This is a genomic window from Thermostichus sp. MS-CIW-23 (assembly GCF_054059455.1).
In genome coordinates, this window is record NZ_JBSSCC010000017.1 from 22,731 (window position 1) to 48,564 (window position 25,834).

The window sequence follows — 25,834 nt, forward strand, 5'->3', positions numbered from 1 at the left end:
CTCGATCCCTATCCAGCCGGTCTCCTACGCGAACAGCTTACTGCTATCGGTCCACTCAAAGAAGGCGAAGAAGCAGGGGCCCCCCGATGCAGCCCAGCAGCCCTAGCTGCTACTTGGCCCATCTAAGCCTTATTAAGCTGCCTTCTTCGCGACATCTCCTGCCGCTCGTTCACCAGTTGGCGGTAGAGAGCCTCGTAGTCCGACACCATTCTTTCCACGCTGAACCGCTCCTCAAACACCTGCCGCACCCCGGCTCGGCTCAGGGATCCCACCTTCTCCACAGCCTCCACTGCTTCCTCCACCGAGTCGACAATAAAACCGGAGCGGCTATCGGCCATGACCTCCGGCACGGAGCCAAAGCGTGTGGCGATCACCGGCGTGCCACAGGCCATCGCTTCAATCATCACCAGCCCAAAGGGCTCCGGCCAGCGGATGGGAAACAGCACCGCATAGGCCTTGCCCAAAAACTCGCTTTTCTCTTGGTCGGTGATTTCCCCTATGATCTCCACATTGGGGTGGCGACTGGCCAAAGGCTTAATTTCTAACTCGTAGTACTGGCGATCCACCGCATCGATCTTGATAGCAGCCTTCAGCGGCATCCCTGCCCGCGCCGCAATTTCAATAGCCGTGTCCAGCCCTTTTTCCGGGGAGACCCGGCCCAAAAAGGCCAGGTAGTCCCCCTTTTCTGGATAGAAACGGTGGAGATCCAGGGGCAAGCCGTGGTAGACCGTCCCCACCCAGCGGGCCTGGGGCAGCGGCAGCCGCTGGGCGTTGGAGATGGAGACCACCGGAATGTCCTGAAACTCGGTGTAGAGGGGCTGCAGCTCCGGAATGTCCAGTCGCCCGTGTAGGGTGGCCAAAAAAGAAACCTGCGGGTGGCGACGGGCCAGGGCATAGGGATAGTAGTCGATGTGGCCGTGGATAATGTCAAACTCGTCGGCCATCTGAAAGGCTTTCTCCACCATCAAAATATGAGGAGCCACCGTGTCGATGGCCGTGGGATCCAAACGCAAAGCCCGCTCCCGAAAGGGGATGAGGCGAGCCTGGGTTTGGGAGTCGCCGCTGGCAAACAACGTCACCTCATGCCCCCGCCGCACCAGCTCTTCGGTGAGCCAAGACACAACCCGCTCAGTGCCGCCGTAGAGCTTGGGGGGCACACTCTCATGCAAAGGGGCAATCTGAGCAATGCGCATAGCCATCCTGATACATTTACGCTGAACACTGCTGAACATCACTGTTCAACTATGCAGCGATAGCATTCTGTTTGTTTCCAACCAGAATGGCGGTATCCCGCAAAGCTTTGAGTAGAATACCCAAAGCGCAGTTTCCGTGTCGTCTTACTACCAATTTTCTGCTTTGCTTTGGCTACCATGTTGGCAGACTCGAAAGTAAACAGAAAGATCAACTGGTAGTAATCCGTACTGAACATATTATACATTATTTTCAGTATAGTTGAGCTTATTATTGACTAGAGTCATGCTCCACACCGAATCATCACTGCTTAACGAAAACTTCTGCTGGCGCTCCGCCGCCGACCCTTGGGATCCCCTGTTGAGGGCACGCCATTCCTGGCTAGACTGTTCCAGAGTGAGCAGGAAAGGAGTTCAGGCTGCCGCCACCTGCCGGAGAGTTGAAGAGGCTTGAATGAGAACCCCAGCCATCACTTGCTCTTGCCCGCCGCAGCTTAATTTTCCTCCTCAGCGCTGGCTGTGGAGTTGCTTGGGAGCCATGGCCATAACGGCTCTCACAGCTGTTGCCGCTTGGGCGCGGCCAGTGCTGGAAGTACGCATGACCCTGGGTTTGCCCATCAGCCCCAACTACTGGTACATGGTAGCTCTCAGCCGGGCCGGCAGCCCTGGCCCTACCGCCAACTTGGTGGATCCCAACGTCCGTGTGGGGCTCAACGAGTACACCTTTGTGCGGGACTGGGATTACCTCATTCGGGTTACCCCCCTCAACGAAGAGTCGGTCTTGCAGGCCACCATCCAGCGGTTTGGAGAGCCGGAACGAGAGTTTGCGGTCGGCTTTAACCAGGTACGGGTCAATCGCCTCACCCGCGACCGCGATACCCTCAACTTCCAGATCGATATCTCCGAGCTGCAGGGTCTCGATGGGCGGGATCAAGATATTCAGGTGGCTCTGCTCACCGCTCGCGCCCCCTTCCGTGTGGCCCCCGAAGAGACCAATCTGGCCATTGATGCCACCCGGGGAGATTTGCCCAACTTCTATCGCCTCAGCCTGTCCAATCAGCGGCAGGTGGTTGTGGACGACCCCCAGCGACAGGAGACGGTGCGCCGCAGCCGCGAATTGATCCAACAAAGTGGCTCCGGGGCTGCCCTCACTCGCGACCTCATTGAGGGCGGGGCTTTGGAGATTTTGGCCGCCAACATCCTCACCTTCGAGCTGCGCCTGGTGGATCGCTAGAGAGGGATCCCTCCCCATCTGACATCTGCCCAAGACCGTTCTTGCAGCCCGGCAGAGCCTCAATCCCTCAATAGTCGTTCCAAATTGCCGTGAACCGGCCCATTGGCTTCCCTCTACCCTTGGGAGAAAGGCTCGGGGATCTCAAGCGATTGGAAAAACTCCTTCTCCTGGAACGGGTGCAGGATCCAACATCACAAACAAAAACGACTCCAGCCCTGCCAGGTAGGTGAGCACTTCCTCCCGGGCCGCTTCCAGCTCTAACTTGTTGACCTGGGCCGCTTGCTCAATCAAGGCTTTCACTGCCGTTGGCCCCTGCAACAGGGATCCCAACCAAGCCATCTGAGGGGCTGAGATGGTCAGGCGCCCATAGCTGGATCCCGGCCAATTCATAGCAAACTCCAGCTTTTTCTCGTGAGCTTTGGCAAAGTTTTGGCGAAATTCGACGTTGTCGGCCAGGATGGGGTTGAGCTGCACTCTGCCCCCCAGCCAATCGGCGTCGCTCCAGGGCAAGACCAAGGAAGAGCCGGGGTGTTCCGCCCAAAAGTCAATGAGGCGATGGTTGGGGTAGATCAGCTCATAAAAGTGATTCTGGTCGGCAGGCGAGAGTTTGTCCAGCTCGGCTTGCAGCCAGGGGAGCATGGCCCTCTCCTTGAACAAAAGCGCCGGATCCCAGTCGGCATAGTCCACCAGACAAACCAGGCCCAGCTCAGCTTCCTCGAGCATGCGCATCAGGTCGGGGATCAGGAAGCCCTTGTCTCCTGGCAAGAGGTAGTTGGCCCGGATGTTGGTGTCGTCTTTGTAGATCTCAGGGTTCCAGCGCAGGGCTGCCCGCATTTCGTCCGAGGCCAAACTGGCCATGAATTCCCGCACCCGCTGACAGGCTTCGGGGGTGGGCAGATCAAATAGCCCCAGCAGCCGAAACGCCTCTTGCATGCGGAAGATGACCTCCCGCTGGTAGGCGTGGTGCAGGTTGGCCCGCAGGATCCCGTCAGGTTTGAGAACCCGCTTAAGCGCCTTTAGCCCCGCCACCGGATCGTCCAGCAGATAGAGCACATCGTTAAGGCTGATGAAGTCAAATTCCAACCCCAACTGTTCGATATCCAACAGGTCGAGAACATACAACTCCACCTCTCCGAAACCGTGGTAGCGCAAGCGTCGCTCCGTCACCCGTACCGACTCTGCCGACAGGTCGCACACCACCAGCCGCGCCCCTGGATTGGCCTCCGCCAGGATCAACGTTTCCCAGCCAGAGCCGCAGCCAGCATTCAAAATGAGAGCGCCTTCGCTGGGCACAATGGCGCGGGTGCGGGCGTATTGGGCGGTGGTCAAACTTAGGCGGTACAACCCGTCAATGGCGTTGCGGCCCGAGGCCTCAATCGCCACATTGGGGTAGGGCAATTCTTCGTACAGTTGCCGCAGAGATTCTGTCGAGCTGCTGGCCATGGGATCCGCTGCAGGAAGCTGCCCTTTATGCTACCCGGCATCCCTTCCCCGCAGGAATGCCTCTAAGGCAGCAGCCAGGGTTTCATTCCCCTGCAGATCCAATCCATCCGGCCTCTGGGGTGGGTGGGCGGGATCCCGCAAAAAGTCCCAGGATCCTTGAAAAAACTCCTCTGGCGAGAGAATGCGATGCCAGCCATAGCGCCGCAAACCCTCAACCAGCAACGGCGACTCGGCAAACCCAGAGCGGGTAACACAGGCCATAGGTGTGCGGCTGCGCAGGGCCTCCGCCAAAGTGCCATAGCCCGGCTTGGACACCACCCAGCGGCAGAGGGGCATCACATCCACCGGTCGCCACACCTGCCCATCCAAAACCCGCAAGTTGGGCAAGGGGGGAGCTTCCGGATCAAAGGTGAGAAACTGCCAGTCGGGAAAATCTTGGAGCCGCTCGTAAGGAAACCCCCGTACCCCTAGCCCGCCAAAGGTGAACAAAGCCCTGGGTTGATCCGGGTGTAACCCCAACTGGGCGGCGACCTCTTCTGGTGGGTAGCGGGGATCCGATCCCGTCAGCCCCACCTCCCGCTGACGCGGAAAAGCGCTAGTGCTCCGCACCGCTGACGCGACCATGCTCTCGCTAAAAGGCAGGCGAAATAGAAGGTCGCACTGCCCGTAGAGCTCCTGGATCCAGGCCACAAACGGTTGAAACTCCGGGCCGTATTCTTGGTAGATGAAATCCCAGCCAAAATTACTGGCCATCCAGCAAGGGATCCCAGCAGCCTGGGCAATCGCCGCAGCAATGGGCGGCACATCCGCCAACACCAAAGGCACCCCCTGGGCTCGAATGAAATCCGCTTCTTCTCGAACAAGCTCCGCAGCGCTGGCTTTAAACGCCTTGAGGGCAGCCAACGTAGCCGGCAGATCCGCTTGCAGCCCATCCGGCTGCACCACCCCCACATCCAACGCCCGCGGCCGATGGAGAAACTTCCCCTCCACGTAACGCTCCAGGAGCCAGCGGGGAGCCGGCGTAACAAAGATGGGCAGAACATGGGGATCCCGCCGCAGCAAAGCATTCACGACCGCCGCCAGACGGGTAACGTGCCCAAACCCGTGAGCTGTTGCCGCCACATACAGAGGAACGGGATTCATCGCGACCACCTCAAGACAGAACAGGATCTGCGGGGGACTTTTCCCTACGGGATCCCCACAGATTGCTGGCCAAAATCAGACCCAGGCCCAGCACGGATCCCAGCGCAATCCTCTCGCCCAACAGCACCGCAATCAACCCCAACGACAAAAAGGGCGTCACATACACCCAGTTGGCCAGGGATCCCCGATGGCCCGCCAACTCCAGAGCCCGCAGCCAAAATACAAAAGTCAGGCCCATCTCCGCCAGACCAATGTAAGCCGCCCAACCCAGCCCCGCAACTGTCCAAGAGACCTCCTGAAACGGCAGCAGTAGCAGGCCATAGAGGCTGCCGAAGAAAAACCCCATAAACAGCTTCAGCACCGCATCTCGCCCATCCCGCACATTGAGCAGCCAGTAGAGCGCCCAGATTCCAGAGCTGCCCACCGCCAGCAGGACCCCCCAGGGATCCCCCGCCTGCAAGGTGCCCCAGGATCCCCCCGTAGCCACCAGCACCACCCCCAGCAGGCTCACCCCCAAGGCCAACACCAGCCGCCAACGGAAGCGCTCTCCCAGCAGCGGCACCGCCAGAAGAGCCAGCACCAGCGGCCAAGTGTAATTCAGAGCCATCGCCGCCTGAGCCGACAGACGGTCATAAGCCTGGAACAACACCCCATAGTAGCCGAAGGGGTTGAGCAGCCCCTGAAGGGCCGATAGGCGGACTTGGGATCCCTTCTGCCTGCCGATCAACCTCGCCCGCCCTGTAACCACCAAAACGATCCCCAGGATCAGGCAAGAGCTCAATGCCGAAAAAATCAGCAAGACCGTCGGCGACAGGTACCGCAACCCAAACTTAAAAGCGCTGGCAGCCGTGGCCCAGCCCAAGATGGCCGCCGCCAAGTAAACATAGGCTCGCCAGGGATCCCTAGGCATCAAAAGCTGTCGAGATTGCTGTCCTCTTGCTTCGACTTAGCTCCGGTGGGAAGGCCCAGCCGCGGTGCCACCACCCAGGCATAGAGCAGATAGCCCAGCCCCGCCACCACTGCCCACCTGAGAACGGTGCCGAAAACCCGGAAGAACAGCCCGACCAGAAGAATACAGCCCAGAATGGCGAAGACCGTCACCAGTGGACGCCCCCAAGTCTCAATCCAAGCTCGGACGGCACTTTTCCCCTGAGACGCAACGGATGTTCCTGGATCCCCAGAGGCCGCCGCCGCTTGCTCCAGTTCACGCTCAAGCTGTTTCAGCCGTTCTTGTTCTGAGAAAGAGAGATCGGACATAGAGAGCAGTCTCCAGCGGTGTCACCTCCATCTTACGAGCTGCTCCCGAAGATGGGCAGACTAAGCCCGCGCCGAAGGGATCTCCTGAACCATAGCCCGGAACACATCCAAAGCCGGGCCAGGGCGACGGTTAGGACGCGGAGCCGAGATCTCATTGGGCACAAAAGGCTTCTCCACCACCACCTTGGGCTTGTTGGCAGGAACAGCTGTAGCCACCGGAGCAGAGCTGGGGGAAGCCGGTGCAGGACGAAAAGGCCCGGTAACAAAATCCACCAAGCCACCGAAGAGAATGCCGAAGAAGGAGAACAGGCCGCCGAAAAGCTTTTTGAGGATACCCATAGCCAATTGCAAAGAGATGAGGTGAGAACTTGTCGATGTTGAGAACTTGTCGATGTTATGTCGATGTTGTGAAGTTATACAACTCGACCTTCATTATTGTTAAAAGGTAGCCTCTTGGCCATGAGTAGATATACTCCTTTTCTTAGGCCTGGGGATCCCCCACCCGCCTGCCCTCGGCGTCAAATCGCTGTAGGGGTAGGGTCAACTCCAGCTCTTGCAGCTCCAAAGGTTGAGAGACCCCCCTGCCGCGCCCCAAAGCAAAGCCATCCGCCGCTGCCGGGTTCACGTCATAGCCGATATCTGCCATTGCTTCGACGGTGAGAATGCTTAAGGGGTTGGCTACCCCCCGGTCGATGCGGCTGGTCATCAGCTCGCGGCCCAAGACATTCTCCCGCCAATGGGAATCTCGGGATCCCTCCCCAAACTCGTTTTCTAAAGGAACAGAGGGCGCGTTTCCTCCCAGCGTGGCGAAGGCGCTGACCGCCCTGGGGCCGATGAAGCGGGGATCGTAGCCAGGGGGCGTAGGCTGATCCCGTCCCACCAAGCCCACCGTTAGCCCCTTGGGATCCCAGACGCTGGGCAAAAAGCCCAAGGCATGGCCCAACTCGTGCAGGGCGGTAATGGGCAGATCCCCTCGTTCTTCCAGGGCAGATAGATTTTGACTGTTGAACAGAACTACGGAGTAAAAAGGCAGACCATTAGAGGCCCGTACAAAACAGGGAGCAGCTCCCCCCAAAATTCGCTCGTCGCCGAGATTTCTGGCCCGCACCTCCACCAACAGATCGTCGATGGGGAAATTGAGTGGCGTGCTGGGAAACCCTCGATCACATTCGTCGGCCCGAATAGTGGTGGGGGGCAGATCCGGCTGGTCACCAACGATGATCTGTTGCCAGCGCAGAGCGGCATTGCGGACGATCGACTGCTGGGTGGGGGTGAGACTGTTGTCGGGAAAGCGAACGTCAATGGTGAACTGGGAAGCAGGCGCAGTCGTTGGCGAGGGCAAAGGGGCAGGAATGACAGTCGGAGTAGGGGTGAGAACGACAGTTGGAGTAGAAGTGGGAATGACGGTTGGAATGGGAGTGGGAATGACACTCACAGAAGAGGAGCCACCACTTCCCCCGCAGGCCTTGAGCGCCAGTACCAGAAGCACAGCCACCAGGGATCCAAGCAGACGCAGACCCCATACTTTCCCCAGAAGCTGTCGCTGCCCCGAAAAAACCTTCACACCACCCCCAAACGCAAAGAGCCTCACGGCCCAGTTGGATCATACCGGCTGCAACCATCCTCCCGAGCATGATTTGCGTCACACCGCACCGGTCAACTTCAAGGCCAGGAAGAGATGGGTTTGGAGGTCTATATTTTCAGGTCAGGATCTCTCAATCTGAGGAGTCGGAAGAGTTTTCCTCTTCTATGCCCCAGCCCGCAGCCAAAACATCCACCGCTGCCCGCAGCGCCTGGTTATCCCCCAAGAGCTCCTCGGGATCCGAACGCGGCTCCACCAGGGGAACCAAGCGCAGAATACGTCCGTCCTGAACCAAGTCGATAACCACGCCCGGCTGCTCCTTGCCCAGGTTGGCAATCTCTTCTTCGGAAGCGGGATCCCGCAGACAGGCATAGTCAAAGCTGTTCACATTTAAGTAGAGGCTACGGTTTACCACCAGTGTGGCAGCAGTGGGATCCTGAAAAACATCCACCACGCAGCCTTCCCCTTGCTTCCGCACTGAGCCATCGACAATATCGAAGTAGCGAACACGGGCCAAATCGGATAGGAGTCGGTAAATATCCCGCTTGTTCACCAAAGTTCCCGTATTCACAATACAGGGGGCACAGGGATGAGTGTCTGTCATAGAGCAGTCGGTCTCGAAAGGTCAATAGATTGAGAGCAAGCAAAGGAAAGCAAAATCAATAGTGTCTGCAAACCATCTCCAGAAACATCAATCCTCGGCAATTCTAGGCGCGGTTATAGCTGACAAGCAACAGAGACCCCAACTTAATCCCTAACTTCACAAAAACTTTAATCGGCTAAAGAGGGAAGAAGTAGCCTGCCCTGCCTTACCAAGTTAAGCCACTGCAACAACAGAACAACTCCCTCCATTTCGCCTACCCAGGGCTCAGACTGCTCTCAAGGCAAAATCAATCCATAGCTTTGCTTCTATCGACTTTATCACAGCCTTCCAAAAAGGGCACAGGTCACTACTAATCACTACTAAGGTGCAATCTCCAGGCAAAGGCAACAGAGGTTTGGCAGGGTTTTACCTACATCTTGTGGGAAGGTGAATAGCCGAGCGGCTTTAGACTCTAGATATTGTAGATGAACCCCGAACAGACCGTCTTCGATTCAGAACTCTCCCCTTGGCTTCTTAGGAAGGATAGCATAGGACACCAAGCCCGCTGCCTAGAAATAGCGTTGACTCTTCGCCGGAGACGACTTTTGCCGTGGTAACCACTCCCCAACGCCAGACCCTGCCAGTTGTCGATTTCGCCGCCTTTCAAAACGGAACGTCAGGTGAGCGGGAGCAGTTTGTCCGCCAGGTGGGGGAAGCGCTGCAACAGATTGGCTTTTTTGCCTTGGTTAACCATGGCCTATCGCCGGAATTGATCCGGGAAGCCTATGAAGCCGCAGAAGCCGTTTTTCTTTTGCCAGAGCCAACCAAGAGAGCCTATGAGGATCCGGCGCTGCTGGGGCAACGAGGGTACACCCCCTTTGGCAAAGAACACGCCAAAGATCATCCCTATCCTGACATGAAAGAGTTTTGGCACATCGGGCGCGAAGGGGATCCCCACCTTCCTGCCAACATCTGGCCTCGGGAGGTGCCCCAATTTCGCAGGGTGATGCTAGAGCTGTTCGCCCAATTGGAAACCTGTGCCCAGGGCCTGTTGCAGGCGGTCTCTCTGTATCTGGGGGAGCCTGCCGAATACTTGCCCAAAGCGGTGGAAGGAGGAGCCAATCTCTTGCGGGTGATTCACTATCCGCCCCTTCCCGCTGAAGCCTCTCCCCAGAGTTTACGAGCTGCAGCCCATGAAGACATCAACTTGATCACGCTCTTGTGTGAAGCCACCGCACCAGGTCTAGAGCTTCTGCAACGAGATGGATCTTGGCTGCCCATTTCGGCCCTCCCTGGTCAGATCATTGTCGATGCTGGGGATATGCTGCAAAACCTCACCAATGGCCTGTTGCGCAGCACCACCCATCGGGTGACCAACCCCGACAACCCTCAAGAATGCCGCTTTTCCATTCCCTTCTTTGTGCATCCGCGGCCAGAGGTGGATCTCACGCCCTTGCCGACTTGTGTGGCCCGCACCGGCGGGATCCCTCGGTTCCCTTCCCTGACTGCCGGAGAATACTTGGCCCAGCGGTTGAGGGAAATTGGCCTGGCCGAGGCAGGATCCCCGCCCCAGCATTGATCCCAACTGTAGGTCTCTATGCTTCGGATCCCGGCCCTGCCCTACGAGTATGACGTTCCCAGTCTGTCTCAGTTGGCCCTGGTGATCATCGATATGCAGCGAGATTTCCTGGAACCAGGCGGCTTTGGGGAGATGCTGGGCAATGATGTCACCCAACTGGGATCCATTGTGTCCACCCTGAAGGGGCTGCTGGACTTTTTTCGTCAAAAGGGCTTAACCGTCATTCATACCCTAGAGGGTCACCAGCCAGATCTCTCCGATTGCCTGCCCAGCAAGCGCAAACGCGGCAAGGGATCCCTGACCATTGGGGATGAAGGCCCTATGGGGCGGATTTTGATTCGCGGAGAGCCGGGCAACACCATCATCCCTGAGCTTGCTCCGCTTGCGGGAGAGATCGTCATCCCCAAACCCGGCAAAGGGGCTTTCTACGCCACCGAGCTGCAAGAAATCTTGCAAAAGCGCGGCATCACCCACCTGCTGTTCAGCGGAGTAAACACAGAAGTCTGCGTGCAAACCACAATGCGCGAGGCCAATGACCGCGGCTATGAGTGCCTGCTGGTGGAAGATTGCACCGCCAGCTACTTCCCAAAGTTCAAGCAAGCCACCCTGGAGATGATCCGGGCGCAAGGGGGCATCGTCGGCTGGACGAGTTCTGCTCAGAACATCCAAAAAGCGTTATCGGGTTTACAGTGAGTGTGAATAACCCAACAAGCGTGAGGCTGAACCGATGACACTGGCTCAGGAGGCAACTGCCCAAGTCCCCGCCTTTTGCGAAGGGATCCAGTACTTCGGGGATCCCTGGCCGGAATTTGACCGCCTGGGCCAGGCGCCCGCAGTGGATGCCGGCACCGGGAAACTGAGGGATCCCGGCAGTCGTATGGCCGCCTACCAAACCTTGCTCTATGCCGATGCCTTGCGCTACCTCACCCTGCAAATGACCGCCAGCAAAGCCTCAGGCCACCCAGGGGGATTTGCCAGCCAAGCAGAAGCCTATGCCGCTCTGGTGTACCTGGGCCAGAAGAACATCCCCACCGAAGTCGGGCACCACGCGCCGGGCTTTTACGCGGCCATGTTTTTGGATGGATCCCTGGCCGAGATGGGCATCCACACCGTCGCCGACCTGCGGGCCCGTTTTCGAGAGCGGGAAGGGCTGTTGGGTCACCTATCCGGCTACATTCCCGGGCTGCTGGCACCGGCTGGGCCGCTGGGGCAGGGGCAGCACTTTGCCATGGCGGGGGCATTACTCTACCCGGATCGCCTCTTCCCGGTCACGATTGGGGATGGCGGCCTGGGAGAGCCCTATGTGATGAGCTCCATGATTCACTTCCACACCGCCTTCCCCCAGCGCACCAACTTCCTGCCGGTGCTGGTCTGGAACGGCTACAGCCAAGAACACCACAGCATGATCTCCACCGCCAGCAACGCCCAGATGATCGAGTATTGGCGGGGCAACGGTTTTGAGGAAGTGGTGTTGGTGGATGCCAAGGACTTTGACGATGCCCAACAGCCTGGCCCTTACGTCGACAGCACTCAGTTTTCCCTAGAAGCCCGCCTTGCCTTTGCCCAAAGGGTGCTGATCGAAATGGAGCGAGCCATCCAATCAGCCCTGAGCGGACAATTAACGGTTTTCATCCTCAAGCAACTGAAGGGGGCTGGGGTACATGCCAAGGGATCCAAGTCCCACAACCTCTACGGCCACCACACTCTGGATCACCCGGACATTGTGGCGGCTCTGCGGGCGCGGGCCTTACATCCGGCAGCTTGGGCCCTGGTGCGACAAAACTGCCAACGGGCAGCCGGGGGGCCAGCCGCCAAGGTGGCGGTTACAGAGTTCGTTCGGCCTTTGCCGCCTTTGGGATCCCTGAACCTGACGGAGTTTCCCCTGGGGGACAAGCAGGTTTCCACCACGGCCATCGGATCCCTGGTGGTGCAGGTGGGGCAGAAAGATCCCGACTTTTTGGTGGCCAATGCCGACGGCAACGAAGCTTCCGGCATTGCCAATGTGAACCAAGGTCTCAAGGTGATTCACCCCACGGTGGATCCCTTATACAACCAACAGCCCCAAGGCCAGGTCTACGAACCCCTGAGCGAAGATGCCTGCGCGGGGCTAACGGCGGGCCTAGCCCTCTTCGGCGGACGCTCCCTGTGGTGCTCCTACGAGTCCTTTGCCGTCAACGGCCTACCCATCTGGCAGACGGTAACCCAAGCCATGGCGGAGCTGCGCCGGCCCACCCCCTCGGCCATTGCCCTCTTCACTGCCGGCGCTCTGGAACAGGGGCGTAACGGCTGGACCCACCAACGCCCGGAAATTGAGGCCTACCTGGCAGCCATGATGCGCAACGGCAACATCTTTCCCCTCTTCCCGCCGGATGCCAACTGTGCCCAAGCTGCCTACGAATGGGCCCTATCCACCTGCAACAAAGGGATCCCTATCATCGCCAGCAAAACCCCCCTGCCCATCCGCACCACCCTAGAACAAGCCCGCCAAGCAGTAGAGCAGGGCTGCATCGTCCTTCAGGAGTTTCCCGGATCCCGCACCGTGGTCTTTGCCGTGGTGGGGGATATGATTCTCCTGCCCGTGTTCGAGGCGGCTGAACAGCTCCAAGCCCAAGGGATCGGCTGCAAAATCGTCTCGGTGATTAACCCCCGCCGTCTGTATCGCCCCGGCGACGTGGCCTGGTCCACCTGTGCCCAGCCAGATGGGGAATTCATGTCCGACCAAGAATTTGCCGCTTGGTTTGCCGGCGAGGCCCTCATCGGCGTAACAGGCGGGGCCAGCCTGATGTTGGAGCCTCTGACATTGCGCTACACTGGCCCGCGCGACATTTTTGCCTGGAAACGCGGGGAAACCACCGCCACCCCCGCCGAATTGATGGACTACAACGGCCTGACAGCCCAAGCACTAGCAGAACGAGCCAAGCAACTGCTATGCTGAGGGCGAGCTTTTAGCTTGGTTAGCATTGTCCACCTTATTTTTTCCTATTTTTTCCTATGACTGCGGCTAGCTCTCTCCGAGAGAAGCTTGAGAGGATATCTCCCACCGAGAGGGTAGAGCAAGTTATTGTCCAACACTTTGCTTTTCCTCTCCTGCAGGCGCTTGGCTTTGACGAGTCGGAAATTAGATATGAACTCGAGACAGGTTGCGGCCAGGTCGATCTCGCAGCAAGAAAGAACGGAGATCCTGAAGATATTTTCTTTAGATCCCCGAAGAATCCCTACTTGCTTTTGGAGGCAAAATCTAGAGTGGTTAATCTCAGAGAAGGATCTTGCTATAGAGATGCAGTTTGTCAGATAGAAAGTTACTTGCTTGCCAAGAACTGCAAATCTGCAAAATGGGGAATTATCACCAATGCAAATAACATCCAGCTTTGGAGGAAGCACGGAAAAGTCGTTCACCCCGCTACAGCAAACCTTGATATTAGCTCAGATAACATTGAGAGCATAGTGCGTAACTTGCGAGACAAGATAGAAAACTATGAGCGCGCTCTGACTGTATGCGTGTATAACAATAAAGGGGGCGTAGGCAAAACAACGACGATCATTAACCTTGCGGCAACACTAGCAACCACAACACTAGCAACCAAGAGAAAAAAGGTCTTAGTTGTTGACTTTGATTCTCAGGGTGATCTGACAAGAAGTTTGGGAGCCACTCCTGGAAAAATTACACTGACGCAATGTTTAAAGGATCCCAAAATAGACATCCATGCCATTGTCCAAACATATAGACTCAAAGGCAAGCAGACTACCCTTCCCATCTTCGACATTATCCCAAGAGACCCTGAGCTGGAGACGTTGACCGACAGCCAGTCGCTAGCATATATCCAAAAGGGAACCCGACGCCTTCGAGATCTGATTGCCCCTCTTCGCAATGAGTATGATTACATCCTAATCGACTGCCCAACTCAATGGCTTTACTTCAGCCAAAGTGGTGTTTTTGCTGCCGATGTTATTTTGATACCTACCCGCCCCGACGATCTGTCTTCCCTGAATAATGCTGCTAGAGTAATCACCAGCTTTGTTCCAGAAACTGCTAAGTCACGACAGGATGGCGGCCCCAGGACTTTGCCTATCTTTTTCAACGGCGTCTCTTCGGGAAGTGAATACACTATTAAACTAGCTAACGAAGAGATAGATAAGCTTATCAACCAGGAGAAAAGTGTAGATCTACGTCCATATTTCTGGCCGCATTTTAAGAGAGGTAATGAAAACAAAAGCATTTTTAGGATACCTGACTATGCAGTGATATCCTCTGCAAGCTTTGCTCGAATTCCTGCCGTCTTTAGGGACAGGAGAGTTTTAGAATACTACCAGAGTCTTGCCCGTGAGTACTTTATCGATGAGTGAGTTTTCAGATCTAGGTAGGTTGGTTAACTTACCCCTTGAGAGCATTACGCCCGCCGATGGGTTTTCTGCTCCCTCCTTCCTTGTTGCCGCAGCCGCAGATCAGCTAAGGGCGACAGGAGGACACAACTGGGTTCCTCTGCTGGTGGTCGAGGCTGGCGACTATCAGTACAAAGCCATTGGTAACCATTTTGTCTATGCAGTTGCTCAAGAAGCGGGACTGGAAAGGCTATGGTGTATCGTTGTCGATCCTGATCCAGAGCAGGTTAAGCAGGCCCAGATTCTCGCCAAAGAAATTGTTCCGAAGGTAAATTTGACCAATACATCGAGAGAGACTATCTTGGCTGCGCTAAGATACCTAGCCGAGCAACCCAGCAGTCCCCTCAAGGGAGTCGATGTAACCATTGCAGCTGCCCGGATTGCAGAGGCGGATAGAAGTTGGTGGCAGGACTTAACCCCCATAACCAAGCTTGGGTGCAAAATTACGCGAGGCAAAAAACTGGATGCCCTATCGGAAGTATTTTTCGTAACTCCTACAGCGTTGCCCCCTACTCTGAAGAAATCATCCAAGAGATCTGCGGCATCCGCTGGCGCGAAGAAAGCGACCTCAACTCGCTCGCGGAAAAAAACAGAGGGAGAGAGCTGAAAGGGATCCCTTCAAAAACATATTCTCCTCTCCACATCACCGAGGCCCGACTCCGCTTGCTGTGGGATGCCTGCCTCAAGCCTCCCTTTGAATGGCTACTGCCACCCAAACAGCCTTGGCCGCTCTCAACAACAGCCTCCATGGCAGGTATGCTCTGCTTACCTAGGACGACCGGATCCATCTGGAGCTCATGCACAGGATGATCACCAGCATCTTGGAGATCGACCTGACCCAAACCGTCCGGTATTATCTTGACCACAGGGATCCCCCCCTTATTGCCTGGATCCTAGGCCGTGATTAGGCGCTCCAGACCTGTTGAAACCCTATGTCTTTCAAGGTTGGCACCACATCGGGATCCAGCACTGTAATCCGACACCGATCCTTGAGTTCCCTAACAGAATACCCAGAGGGTCGATGCTCTGAGCTGCCACACCAATCCGGTCGAGGGTTGGTCTTGGTACTACACACCCCATGTACAATCTCCATCCAAGCCTTGCGATCCTCTGATTCCCAAATGCTGAAGATACACCCCGTCCCCAGATAAGGCTGACTTAAAACCGGGATCCCATACTGATTGGCCAAACTCCTGATCTGCTCCTTGAGTCTGTCGATCAACTTAGCTAAAGGCAAAGGAGCCCCATTTTTGAGGGTAAATTGGCTGCCCCGAAAGCCTCTAAAGCTGGTGAGCTGGTGCGGGGGTCTTCTCCAGCCAGGGCCAAGTCCGCCCAGTTGTTGGGCCAGGTTCAGCAGATCGCCAATCAAGGGCTGAAATGGCTCATTGCATTCAACTTGGATCCCCCAGGTTTCATGGGCGTCACGGGCAGGTATATTGGCGTAGCCATTGGCCAACCCATCCTCAATACTGAGAGCAGGCAATGGATCCGAGGCTTTGTAGCTACACAGCACCAAATCGGCAGGACAACCCAAACCGCCAAAGATTTTGTTAGTTAGCCTTTCAGTGTTCTGTATTCCCAACAAAGGCAAGGCCAAACGAGTAAACCATCCCCGCAGATTGGCCCGTAAAACTTGCGGACTCCAACGATATTGCCCTTGTTGCGTCACCTGACCACTCTGAACTATGTGCTGCTGGATACAGGGCTTCATCCCTTGCAATTCTATCGTCCATTGCCCCACAGGGATCCGTTCTGCTATCCGTCCAAATCCTGCATGGATCCCGCGTCCTAGCCCCTGGTAGCGCAACATCTCTTTCATCCGCAGAATGACCCAGTTTTTCTGCTCTCCAGTCGGAGTTTCTTTGAGGGTGATATTAAGGGTATATTTGGGAGCATTTATGCCTTCTCCGGCAGGGATCTGCCATTGTACGCCCAACTTTGGATCCCTTTGATTAAAAACTTGCCAAGGTTGCTGAGGGTTAAGTGGATAAGGCTTGAGGTTAGATTTCTCCAAAAAGAGATTCTCAAACCGGATCTTTCTGGGTAGCCAAGCGGTTTGATTCTCATTCAGTAGCGTCCGCCAAAAGGCTTGCTCATTCGCCGGGATCCTGTCCCAATGTTTCCGCAAATAGTGCAACAAGGATCCTCTCACACTTGAGCCAGGGATCCAGGGTATTCCGGCTGCTTGGGCTGGAAGGATCCCACCTTCAGGAAAGCTACCCCCGCCGATTTGTAGGGGGCTGATCAGCTTGAGATCGCCGATGGATATTGTGCGTGGATCTTTAGTTTTGTTGAGGGCAAAGCAGGGCTTTCCATTCCAGGCTTCCGTAATATCTCTATTAGCCCGACTGTCGGTAATGTCGAAGGTTTGGGGGGTATAGCCGCATTCTTTACCGACATGTTTGGGATCTTCTTTTTTCAGTCCATACCAGCGGGGATGTTCAGCAGGTAAAAGTTTGCGCATTGTTTAGGATCCTCCATTGTTTTAATCTGAGACAACCTACGAGAGGACTTTTAGAATTCATAGGGCATTTTAGCCCCCTCACCTTCTGAGAAGGTCCGCGACCGGCAACTCCTACACGTTGCAAGTGGCGAACGGCTTCGTGTTTCAACACCTTTACCTTCTGGGAAGGTCTGCGACTTGAGTTCCGTATACCAGTCTACGATGACCTGTTTGAGTTTCAACACCTTTACCTTCTGGGAAGGTCTGCGATCAGTGTACGTGGTAGTTGGTGATAGTGGGATTGGGAGTTTCAACACCTTTACCTTCTGGGAAGGTCTGCGACCTGGGAGGAGATTGATGATCCCATCTGCTCAACGCAGTTTCAACACCTTTACCTTCTGGGAAGGTCTGCGACAAGGAGATTCATCCGGCATTCAACACGTTAGGTAGGCTGTTTCAACACCTTTACCTTCTGGGAAGGTCTGCGACCTCCTGATCCGAAACTCCAGGAGTACTTAGCTTCTGTCGGGTTTCAACACCTTTACCTTCTGGGAAGGTCTGCGACCCAATGACGACCAGATTACCCCTAGAGGGAACTTCATGTTTCAACACCTTTACCTTCTGGGAAGGTCTGCGACTTTGACCACGTTATCCATTTGTTAGACAGTGACGAGTTTCAACACCTTTACCTTCTGGGAAGGTCTGCGACCTGTTTCTGCTAGGCGTCATTGGCGAATGGCACATCGAGTTTCAACACCTTTACCTTCTGGGAAGGTCTGCGACATCCCCATTACTATGTGCTTGGCGCATTCTTGGCCAAGTTTCAACACCTTTACCTTCTGGGAAGGTCTGCGACCTATTACTTGGGCAGAAGCTCGTTTGCAATTTAGCAAGTTTCAACACCTTTACCTTCTGGGAAGGTCTGCGACAATGAACACACCTTTGTAGGATTCGGTTACTTCCTGTTTCAACACCTTTACCTTCTGGGAAGGTCTGCGACCCCAGGAGTTCCGAGGGGTTTATGGCCCAACCCCTGTTTCAACACCTTTACCTTCTGGGAAGGTCTGCGACCTTTGCCAGGACTGTCGCCACTGGCGGCGTTGGTACTGTTTCAACACCTTTACCTTCTGGGAAGGTCTGCGACTCCGATCAGTATTACCCATCGGACAACTATCACATTGTTTCAACACCTTTACCTTCTGGGAAGGTCTGCGACCGCAACCTCGAATCTGCAGTGAAGGAGCGGATCCAGTTTCAACACCTTTACCTTCTGGGAAGGTCTGCGACATTATAATGACTACGAATGCTGGAAGGAGATTGTAACGTTTCAACACCCTTACCTTCTGGGAAGGTCTGCGACCCCCCTATTCTACATCCCTTGCCCAGAGCGGGATCCAGAGGCCATTTTCGACCGCCTCCCAAAAACCACCCCATCCAGGCCGCAAAACAGGGATCCAAAATCGCTGAAACCCTTATCCAGAGCGGCATCGACCGGGTCAACGAAAGAATCAGCCTTTGAGGGCATTGGCCGAGGTGGTCGTTTAGGCATCCATTCCAGCTTCTTGTGCATCTTTAAGGCGCATTGTCCAGAACTGGATCGTTTCCGAGATCGCAATCAACAGATCACTCATCAATACCTGCTGATTAAAAGTCAACTGTCTTAGCCGCTCCTGAAACTCATTGGTTGTCATATCGCCCCGGATACCCAACTCTGCTCCCGCAATCTCTCCCAACACAATCCGCGCCACCCCCCAAGCAAAATATCGCCGCTGCTTATCCTTATCTCCTTCTCTTGGATCAGGCATGGCACCATCTTTGAGAACTGGAGAACGCGACATCGACCAAAACCGCTCCAACCCCCATGTGGCCACATAATCTGCAATTCCACTAGCTGCCCCTTGCCAAGCATTGAAATCTTCCTTCTGAATTGCCCCTACTTGCAGCAGTTCAAAAACCCGCCGATCCAAATCATAGTGTTCCACCGCCATCATGCACCCCCAATTTCCATAATCCGCACACTGCCATAACCCACACTCCACAAGCCCCCGAGGGAATGTTCTCCTCGCAAGAAAGTCTGCCATTGATCTTCATTTTCCACCTGCTGCCGAGTCGTCCAACTAAACATAAACACCGCCCCCGGCGGATACCCCTCCACCGCAAACAGATTCTTCACCAAGCTGCCCTGCTCATTTGGCTCATCCCGCAAACTCACCCTCGGCTGCCGCACCAACCCCATATCCACAATCAAATTGATGCAATGGTTTGGTACCACAATCCGACAATCAGGATCCACCCCCTCTGGAGCCGGTAGCGGTTCTGTCCACTTCTGGATATGGGTCAACTTCAGCCAGCGCAAATACAGGCTGGATCCCGCTGCCAATTCAGGATGGGTCATGTACACCTGATTCGAGGCAAAGTTAAACGGGGAGCGATGATTCAATTGTTGAAAACGATTCAGCCAAGCCGGACAACTCACCCACCAATTGCCGTAGCCCAGTACGTGCACCGGCCACCACACCGGCCATCCCCACCCCAACGAGATCCGCCCCGGCGAAATATCCTCTGTCGGCCCTCCAAACCAGTTCTTGACATGGCCCCTATAGGCATCTTTACCTTCGGCATCCTCCCGCAATGCCCCCCGTAACGAACTCCCCGGAATGGCAGGCGTCCGATCCGGCAAGCGAAACACCGGATTATTGTTGCCCCGGCTCTCGCTATCTGCCCCGCCAATATGCACCGGCGACAAACACACCAACCACGCATTGGGCATCGTTACCTTTCCTCATCCCGAAACAACCAGATATGGCCATACCCCAACGCATCCCGATGAAAGGGATCCGGCATGGGTCCCGACTTCTGGATTGGGGATCCCTCTTGCCACAAATACACCGCCCCCGCTGGAGTCAGCCATTCCCCCGGAGTCAACACCGCCACCCGCCGCCCTGGATCCTTTCGATCCTTCACCTTTTTCCAAGACTGCCAGGGTACCCCGGTTTCGGCAGCATAGGCCCGCACCCCCTCAGGACAGGGCACCGAATAGGTTTGTTTGCTCCACAATGCCCCGGTCAACAACACCCCTCCGGTTGCCCCCTTGCACTCTTCGCCCAGCCACTCCCAACCAATCAACTTCACCGGCTGAATCGCTACCGGCATCCCCCCTGCCCCCAAGGTGCCCCACCGCGGCGGCTCATACTCCCCCAGGATCCCCACCAAAATGGACCAACCGGGATCCATCAGCGTCGTCATCTCCGCAAAAAAGCCCCCCTCCTCCCGGACTTGGTAATCTTGGCGGCTGTTGTGGCTCAGAGTCAGCGTCCGCCAGGGCAGCTCCACCAACTCCCTCCCTTCCACTGTTCCATCCCGCCACAGACTGCGGAGCCCCACCCCCGAAATCAGCCGGGATCCGCCCACCACCTGGATCGGCTTCCTTTCATGTTCAGATCGGGGTTGCCAATATCCCCCCACCTCCTGCAGGCGAAACACTCGCTCTAACTTGTCTTTGCCCTCATCCAAGGCATACACCGGCAACGGCAACGGCACATAAAAGGATCTGGGTGAGGCGAGCGAATGCCAAAATGGCCCCCACAACCGCGCCGAACTGGGCAACCCCAAACACGCCGCCAACTGATGCCCATTGGGAGGCCACCGACACCCCACCTGACCGCTGTTCTGCCCCACCGGGGTCAAATTACCCAAACTCAACGGCCCCGCCGGCGTTAACGTCAACCAGTTCACCGCTGCCTCAGGCATCCCTTCGCCCCCCCACCAACTCAATCCACCGCTGCCGCTCCCGCTCTTGCCGAGCCAAAAAGCCCCGTAGGCTGATCCAACTTAGCCACCAATCCCAACTCTCCAGTTCCTTCTCCAGTTCCTTTTGAAACCTTCGCCGATACCCCAACACCTCATCCCACAATCCCGGATCGATCCCCACACTGGCCCACAACGTCCGCATCAGGGATCCCACCCCCAGCACCGTCTGCGCCTGCGAGGATAGCCGCGTGCTCTCCACATACCCCAACAACTTCTCCCAGCGATTCAGCTCCGTCTGCTTGGGATCCCGCTTCGGCTGCACCTCCTCCATCAGCAGGAGCCACAACGGCCACGGACACACCCACTCCAGGCTTTGGCCACTGTTAAACAGCACCCGCACACACACGCGGTTACGCCCTGTTTTCTTTGCCTGCTTGTACGCCTGATTGAGGTTGCGATGCCAAAGGGATTGGGGGATCCGTCGCTGGGCAATCACTACCCCCAAGCTAAAATTCATTTTTTCTCCGGGGACAGGATAGATTTTGCTCCCCCGCCTCACCCAGCCATCGCAGGCCGGCTCCAACGGCTCCGTCACCGGATTGGGTAACCCTCGCCAGAGCTTCAAGAGATCGCTGGTCAACGCTACCGCCTCGGTGATCGGCCCCAGCAGCAGAAAATCATCCCCCCCGGCAAACACCACCCGTCCCAGATGGTGATCTTCCACCAGCGGATACAACACCTCATTCCAATAGCTAAACAACACCGACAGGTCTAATACGTGAGGCAGTTCAATTTGTCTGGGCTGGGATGGCACAAGCGGTGGTTGGATCCCCAGTCGATAGACCTCGATCTTGCTCTCATCCACGTGCCAGCGTTCCCAGGCCAACTGTCGCTCTCGATACTGAGTCCCCGACAGCCATTGCCCCATTTGATCCCCATCGCCTCGCCAGCCCACCGTCCACTCGATCACACTCTCCCAGCCCGCCAGCTTCTCTTGCTCCCACTCATCCAGTAGATCCGGAGCCTGATCCCGCACCGTTCGCCGCTCCAAAATCCGCGGATGGGCAAACCTCTCCCCGGCCTCATCCACCCCAGGGATCCCCCATTCCGTCAACGGTTGCCGCTCAAAAATCAGCTCATTAAACGTCTCTACCTTCTCATTCCACACCCCAGGATCCACCACCTGCGTGATCCAAGCCGCTGCCGTCGCCGTCTGATCCGGAAACCGCTCCCAAGGACAGGCCGGAGGTTTCTTCCCCCACAACCGCTGCAAAACCAACTCCATCACATCAGGGGCCGATGCCAACCGCTTCACCATCTCCAGGCTATTCAGCCGCTCATCTTTAGAAAACAAGCCCGCCAAACCACTGCGGTCTGCCACCCGTTCCCACCAGGACTGGAGCTGCTCATCCGGCATTCCCCACGTCCCCCCCTGATCCAGCGGCTTCAGACCCGGATGCCAAGTCGAAAGACTCCCCGCTGTCGGACTGGTTCGCCCGCCCCACCAGGGATACTGCCACTGTCGCGCTAACTTCCGCGCCTCAATTTGCCCGTGCAACCTACCAATCTGCTCACTTAGCCCTTCAGCCTGCATCGGCTCCGACTCGGCATACACCGTCCACAAGCAGGCATGATCCCGATGAATCACCCGCCACCCGATCCCATTCAGCAGCTTCGGAAAACGCTCCACCACCACCTCTTCAAGGACTGCAATCAACCGCGACCACTCCTGCCGGATCACCTGACGCTGACTCTCAATCCATTCCGGCTGACTAGGATGTAATCCCGTTAACACATTCGGCAACTCTGCCCGCCAAAATCCTTCCCCACCGGGGTAGTCGGGATCCCGCAACCACTGCACCAAATCCACCCCCTGATGACGCGGCAACAGCACCACCCCACCTCGCTCCTGCCAGCGATACACCGTTACCGCCGCCAAGTAATGACACAACCAGGACGCCACCGCCCAGTCCCGTAGCCGCTGCCCTGCCCCCAAAAATGTCTGCACCGGCCCAAAAGTCAAGGCCGCCACCTGAGTCAGCTCTTGCCGCTCCCTCAAATCTTGCTCAATCTGCCCCCACGACTCTTGGCTAGCACCCCCACCCCACCAAAACTGATTTCGCAGATACCCTGATTCTTGCCACTCGCCACTCACCGGATGGGTTGCCAACCGCGTTTCACCCTCTGGGATCCCTCCCACATAAAGCCGCCGCTGCTGAACCAACCATTGCTCCAAATCCATTTACAGTTGCTCCTCGATCCGTTGCACCTGAGTTTGATAATCCCGCACCCGCTCTTGGATTTTGGACTGGATCCCTGCCAGTCCAATCAAAAACTCCAAGTGACCCACCGCCACCTGAGCCGGATGATCTGCACGGGTTACGGATCCCAACTCCAGCGTCTTTTGATCCAAGGCTTGATCGATCACATCCCCCTGCAAAGAGTGATAGAGGTCGTTCCGAATCTCTGCAAATTTGATCTGTTTATTTTTATTCAGGATCCAGCCTGGATCATCACAGTAAAAGGACTGAAAATAACTCAGTTCCTGGCTTCTAGCAATAGGATCGAACCGATATGTGAAATCTTGATTATCCTTTCTTCCTAGGAAATTCCCTTGAGAGATCCCCCTCGCAATCGCTGTGATGTTGGCAAAAACGGGATCCTGTTGATGGAACAAATCTACCGACCCATTGTTCCTACGCCGCCACGAGAATTGCCCTTGCCCCTGCTGCACAACCAAACACTTCAACACCAACTCAAACGCTCCAGCCACCCTTAAAATCCAGTGCATCCATTGCCCCCGCTCCCGAAACGCCCGCTCACTCCAGCAGGCAATCGCAATCCGCTCCAGAACTTCTTCTTCAGGATTCAGCCCCAAATTGAGCTCCCGCAAATTAAAAGACACCGCCCGATCCAGTCGCCGGATCTGTTTCTCCATATCCTTGCCCACATCTCCCTTCACCAACTGAAGGATCCCTGCAAAATCTTGCACTGCCAATAATTGTCGGATTTGAGGCACTTTTAACCGCCACTGCCAATGGGATCCAGGATGATGTCTGGGTTCTTCATCCTGACGAGACATATACAAAAACTCCACCGCTCGTCCCTCTAGCCGTTGCTCAATCCCCCACAAATACAGGGCACTACTCAACGCCGGAGTCCCGCTGCTGTGCTGGATAAGGAGTGTTTCAAAAGGGAGAACCTGGCTATTGGGTAACTGAATCTGGTTGTCTTGCACAAGCTGGCTCAGAAACTGGGTAGCGAGTTTTGCCATTCCTTCCCAATCTGCGACCCCTGATCTCACCTCTGGTGGCACCACAAACCGCACACAATGACAGCGGATCCCGTGTTCTTCAGCCCAGGCCAGCAACACCTCCTCCCACCAATGCCCATCGGATGTAATGATCTCCTTCCAACCCACCGCCGCCATCGGCTGAGTGCTAAACCAAGCCGTCTGATCTGTTAACAGCACTACGAATGTGGGGGATCCCTTTACATGCTGAACATACTGATGCGCCTGACGAATTAGGGGAAAATCTACACGGTTTAGGTTACCTAACAATTCGTTCTTGAGATCTTGAGCAAGCTCTTGCATTTCATGGAGATCAAAGCCCCTAATCTGCTCCCTTCCCGGCTGTCCATCCACCTGGACATCGCTGGTTCCCAAGATTTGTAGCACGATGGATCCCGACATATCAACCTCACAGGCTTAAGATTTCACAAATACCTTCAGCCGAACCAGATCCGCAACCAATTCACCGGATTGAGCCGCATCAATAGAACCTTGTGCAAAGGGTGATTTTGACATCCCTCCGGAATCACATTTGGCGGAGCCAATAGGTACCGCTGCTCCACCACCATTTAGATTGCTATGAAAACTCTGCGGAATCACCCGCTATTCACAAGACATGATCTCCGCTTGTCCTCCCAAGGGTAACAACGCCGAGATCCCCAAATAAACTCGCAGAGCCGCAGTGCTTGCAACGACCTTCATAGCTCACAGTCTCCCGTACAGCAAGGTGATTAAAACTTTAATCCACTTTAATTGACTTGCAGCCCTACTCATGTCTCTCTTAATAAAACTTTGTATAATTTTAGCACCCCACTACCAGATCCGACTGGAATGATTCAATGTGCTCACCCCAGACACATTGACATTGACTAGCTATTGCTCACCATAATCTTTTTTTTGAAGTCCCTAATACTACCCCCTTAGGCCGTCGGTTTCACAGCTGCCACCACCCTGCCTAGCACCGAAAACTCCTCCTGCAACTGATTGAGGCGATACACCTCCGGACGGTAGGCCGGATTATCACTCAACACCCGGATCCGCTCCTTCATCCGCTCCAACCGCTTCACCCGCAGATAGCCATCAATCCTGAGAACAAAAATTCCTTCCACAATCCGGTCCGCAAACTTCACCGACTCATCCACAATCACCATATCCCCCGAATCCAGTGTCGGCGCCATCGAATCTCCCATCACCCGAATCATACTCAACCGATAGGCCGCCAACTTATCCTCAATCGGCTGATTCCACTTGACGAGCTTGGCCCGTGTCTTGGCGTAGGTCGAAAGCACCGTGGTCACTGCCACCGACTTAGATTTGTAGGCCACATACTTGTCCCAGAGTAGGAGACTCATCTTTTGGACTGCCTCTGGTTTGAGGAAGCACCGCCAATCAAACGTCCCATCCTGCAGCGCAATCCCCACCCGGCGAGCCTCCCGCTCTGCCGCACTCACCCCCGCCGGATTGGCACGGATCCCCAGAAACCCCAAAGCAATCTCCTGCTGAAACGCCTTATCCTTGAGGGATCCAGGCTTAGGAGGTAACGTCCCCCGCAGATACAGCCGACTATTGCGGAGCAAGATGGACAAACCCACATTGGCAGACTTCAGCCGACCATTGGCTTGAGCGATCCGCTCCAGAGTGGCTTTGGTGATGCTGTCCACCAGCTCAAATCCTTCACTATCAGCTTCACTAAAACAATAGGCTGATCCGACTCGAAATGACCCTATTTGTCCCAGTCCTAGAAACAGCGCAAAGTGGCCCCAAAAAGCCAGAAGCCCTACTCCACAACGGAAAGGGGCCTCTAGTAAGGGTTTCATAGAGATGGCTCAGGCGTGATTTGAACACGCGACCAAGGGCTTATGAGTCCCCTGCTCTACCGCTGAGCTACTGAGCCAGGACAGCGCTTAACTAGAATAGCACTCTTGGGCCGGAACTGCGCCTCAGAAAATCCCCTCAGC

Annotated in this window: 21 protein-coding genes, 1 tRNA gene, 1 pseudogene and 1 CRISPR repeat array; of the genes and pseudogenes, 6 read left to right on the forward strand and 17 right to left on the reverse strand. The window is 55.8% G+C overall.

Annotated elements, in window-relative coordinates:
• Nucleotides 1–122: 122 nt before the first annotated feature.
• Both ACVW0B_RS07740 and ACVW0B_RS07745 read right to left on the reverse strand, forming a co-directional pair.
• A complete protein-coding gene (locus ACVW0B_RS07740) occupies nucleotides 123–1,193 on the reverse strand; it encodes a glycosyltransferase family 4 protein (RefSeq protein ID WP_457491371.1) in 1,071 nt (356 codons plus the stop codon).
• Between the two features lie 49 nt (nucleotides 1,194–1,242).
• Nucleotides 1,243–1,426 (reverse strand): annotated as a pseudogene (locus ACVW0B_RS07745) (hypothetical protein); the annotation flags it as partial.
• Nucleotides 1,427–1,728: 302 nt separating this feature from the next.
• Between ACVW0B_RS07745 and ACVW0B_RS07750 the strand changes: the two are divergent.
• Entirely contained in the window at nucleotides 1,729–2,424 is a 696-nt protein-coding gene (locus ACVW0B_RS07750) for a hypothetical protein (protein WP_041436270.1), read from the forward strand.
• Between the two features lie 141 nt (nucleotides 2,425–2,565).
• Here ACVW0B_RS07750 and ACVW0B_RS07755 read toward each other — a convergent pair whose 3' ends face one another.
• The 7 genes from ACVW0B_RS07755 to ACVW0B_RS07785 all read right to left on the reverse strand — a co-directional run bounded on the left by ACVW0B_RS07755 (nucleotide 2,566) and on the right by ACVW0B_RS07785 (nucleotide 8,453).
• Entirely contained in the window at nucleotides 2,566–3,867 is a 1,302-nt protein-coding gene (locus ACVW0B_RS07755) for a class I SAM-dependent methyltransferase (RefSeq protein WP_457491372.1), read from the reverse strand.
• A gap of 30 nt (nucleotides 3,868–3,897) precedes the next feature.
• Nucleotides 3,898–5,010 carry a glycosyl transferase gene (locus ACVW0B_RS07760; RefSeq protein ID WP_457491373.1) on the reverse strand — a complete coding sequence of 371 codons (1,113 nt, stop codon included), beginning with the start codon at nucleotides 5,008–5,010 and terminating at the stop codon, nucleotides 3,898–3,900.
• Nucleotides 5,011–5,020: 10 nt separating this feature from the next.
• Nucleotides 5,021–5,920, reverse strand: coding sequence for a DMT family transporter (locus ACVW0B_RS07765; protein ID WP_457491374.1), 900 nt, complete (start codon nucleotides 5,918–5,920; stop codon nucleotides 5,021–5,023).
• The gene (locus ACVW0B_RS07770) at nucleotides 5,920–6,267 is read right to left on the reverse strand and encodes a hypothetical protein (RefSeq protein ID WP_457491375.1); all 348 of its coding nucleotides are present in this window, start codon (nucleotides 6,265–6,267) and stop codon (nucleotides 5,920–5,922) included. Before ACVW0B_RS07770 ends, ACVW0B_RS07765 begins: the two co-directional genes overlap by 1 nt.
• A 60-nt stretch (nucleotides 6,268–6,327) precedes the next feature.
• A complete protein-coding gene (locus ACVW0B_RS07775) occupies nucleotides 6,328–6,606 on the reverse strand; it encodes a hypothetical protein (protein ID WP_414342915.1) in 279 nt (92 codons plus the stop codon).
• A gap of 142 nt (nucleotides 6,607–6,748) precedes the next feature.
• On the reverse strand, nucleotides 6,749–7,831 hold the full coding sequence (locus ACVW0B_RS07780; protein ID WP_457491376.1) for a leishmanolysin-related zinc metalloendopeptidase: 1,083 nt from the start codon (nucleotides 7,829–7,831) through the stop codon (nucleotides 6,749–6,751).
• A gap of 151 nt (nucleotides 7,832–7,982) precedes the next feature.
• Complete coding sequence (locus ACVW0B_RS07785) at nucleotides 7,983–8,453, reverse strand: hypothetical protein (RefSeq protein ID WP_414331929.1); 471 nt, start codon at nucleotides 8,451–8,453, stop codon at nucleotides 7,983–7,985.
• Between the two features lie 589 nt (nucleotides 8,454–9,042).
• Here ACVW0B_RS07785 and ACVW0B_RS07790 point away from each other — a divergent pair.
• The 5 genes from ACVW0B_RS07790 to ACVW0B_RS07810 are packed head-to-tail and all read left to right on the forward strand — an operon-like array spanning nucleotide 9,043 to nucleotide 14,998.
• Nucleotides 9,043–10,011, forward strand: coding sequence for an isopenicillin N synthase family dioxygenase (locus ACVW0B_RS07790; RefSeq protein ID WP_457491377.1), 969 nt, complete (start codon nucleotides 9,043–9,045; stop codon nucleotides 10,009–10,011).
• 18 nt (nucleotides 10,012–10,029) lie between these two features.
• On the forward strand, nucleotides 10,030–10,704 hold the full coding sequence (locus ACVW0B_RS07795) for a cysteine hydrolase family protein (protein WP_457491378.1): 675 nt from the start codon (nucleotides 10,030–10,032) through the stop codon (nucleotides 10,702–10,704).
• Nucleotides 10,705–10,738: 34 nt separating this feature from the next.
• A complete protein-coding gene (locus tag ACVW0B_RS07800) occupies nucleotides 10,739–12,946 on the forward strand; it encodes a phosphoketolase family protein (protein WP_457491379.1) in 2,208 nt (735 codons plus the stop codon).
• 56 nt (nucleotides 12,947–13,002) lie between these two features.
• Nucleotides 13,003–14,355, forward strand: coding sequence for an AAA family ATPase (locus tag ACVW0B_RS07805; protein WP_457491380.1), 1,353 nt, complete (start codon nucleotides 13,003–13,005; stop codon nucleotides 14,353–14,355).
• Nucleotides 14,348–14,998, forward strand: coding sequence for a Rho termination factor (locus ACVW0B_RS07810; protein WP_414407019.1), 651 nt, complete (start codon nucleotides 14,348–14,350; stop codon nucleotides 14,996–14,998). The genes ACVW0B_RS07805 and ACVW0B_RS07810 overlap by 8 nt, the downstream gene beginning before the upstream one ends.
• Before the next feature lie 297 nt (nucleotides 14,999–15,295).
• Here the strand turns inward: ACVW0B_RS07810 and ACVW0B_RS07815 are convergent, their stop codons facing one another.
• From ACVW0B_RS07815 to ACVW0B_RS07850, 8 genes are all read right to left on the reverse strand, one after another.
• Nucleotides 15,296–16,855 carry an RAMP superfamily CRISPR-associated protein gene (locus tag ACVW0B_RS07815; protein WP_457491381.1) on the reverse strand — a complete coding sequence of 520 codons (1,560 nt, stop codon included), beginning with the start codon at nucleotides 16,853–16,855 and terminating at the stop codon, nucleotides 15,296–15,298.
• Between the two features lie 141 nt (nucleotides 16,856–16,996).
• A CRISPR array of direct repeats spans nucleotides 16,997–18,194; the repeat unit is 36 nt; unit sequence GTTTCAACACCTTTACCTTCTGGGAAGGTCTGCGAC.
• Between the two features lie 181 nt (nucleotides 18,195–18,375).
• Nucleotides 18,376–18,825, reverse strand: coding sequence for a hypothetical protein (locus ACVW0B_RS07820; protein WP_457491382.1), 450 nt, complete (start codon nucleotides 18,823–18,825; stop codon nucleotides 18,376–18,378).
• The gene (locus tag ACVW0B_RS07825) at nucleotides 18,822–19,604 is read right to left on the reverse strand and encodes an RAMP superfamily CRISPR-associated protein (protein ID WP_457491383.1); all 783 of its coding nucleotides are present in this window, start codon (nucleotides 19,602–19,604) and stop codon (nucleotides 18,822–18,824) included. Before ACVW0B_RS07825 ends, ACVW0B_RS07820 begins: the two co-directional genes overlap by 4 nt.
• A gap of 2 nt (nucleotides 19,605–19,606) precedes the next feature.
• The gene (locus ACVW0B_RS07830; protein WP_457491384.1) at nucleotides 19,607–20,584 is read right to left on the reverse strand and encodes a hypothetical protein; all 978 of its coding nucleotides are present in this window, start codon (nucleotides 20,582–20,584) and stop codon (nucleotides 19,607–19,609) included.
• The gene (locus tag ACVW0B_RS07835) at nucleotides 20,577–22,826 is read right to left on the reverse strand and encodes a Cas10/Cmr2 second palm domain-containing protein (protein WP_457491385.1); all 2,250 of its coding nucleotides are present in this window, start codon (nucleotides 22,824–22,826) and stop codon (nucleotides 20,577–20,579) included. The genes ACVW0B_RS07830 and ACVW0B_RS07835 overlap by 8 nt, the downstream gene beginning before the upstream one ends.
• Entirely contained in the window at nucleotides 22,827–24,278 is a 1,452-nt protein-coding gene (locus tag ACVW0B_RS07840; RefSeq protein ID WP_457491386.1) for a hypothetical protein, read from the reverse strand. It abuts the gene before it with no gap.
• 518 nt (nucleotides 24,279–24,796) lie between these two features.
• A complete protein-coding gene (locus tag ACVW0B_RS07845; protein ID WP_457402439.1) occupies nucleotides 24,797–25,537 on the reverse strand; it encodes a S24 family peptidase in 741 nt (246 codons plus the stop codon).
• A 161-nt stretch (nucleotides 25,538–25,698) separates the two neighbouring features.
• Nucleotides 25,699–25,770: transfer RNA gene (locus ACVW0B_RS07850), tRNA-Met, on the reverse strand.
• Nucleotides 25,771–25,834 lie beyond the last annotated feature (64 nt).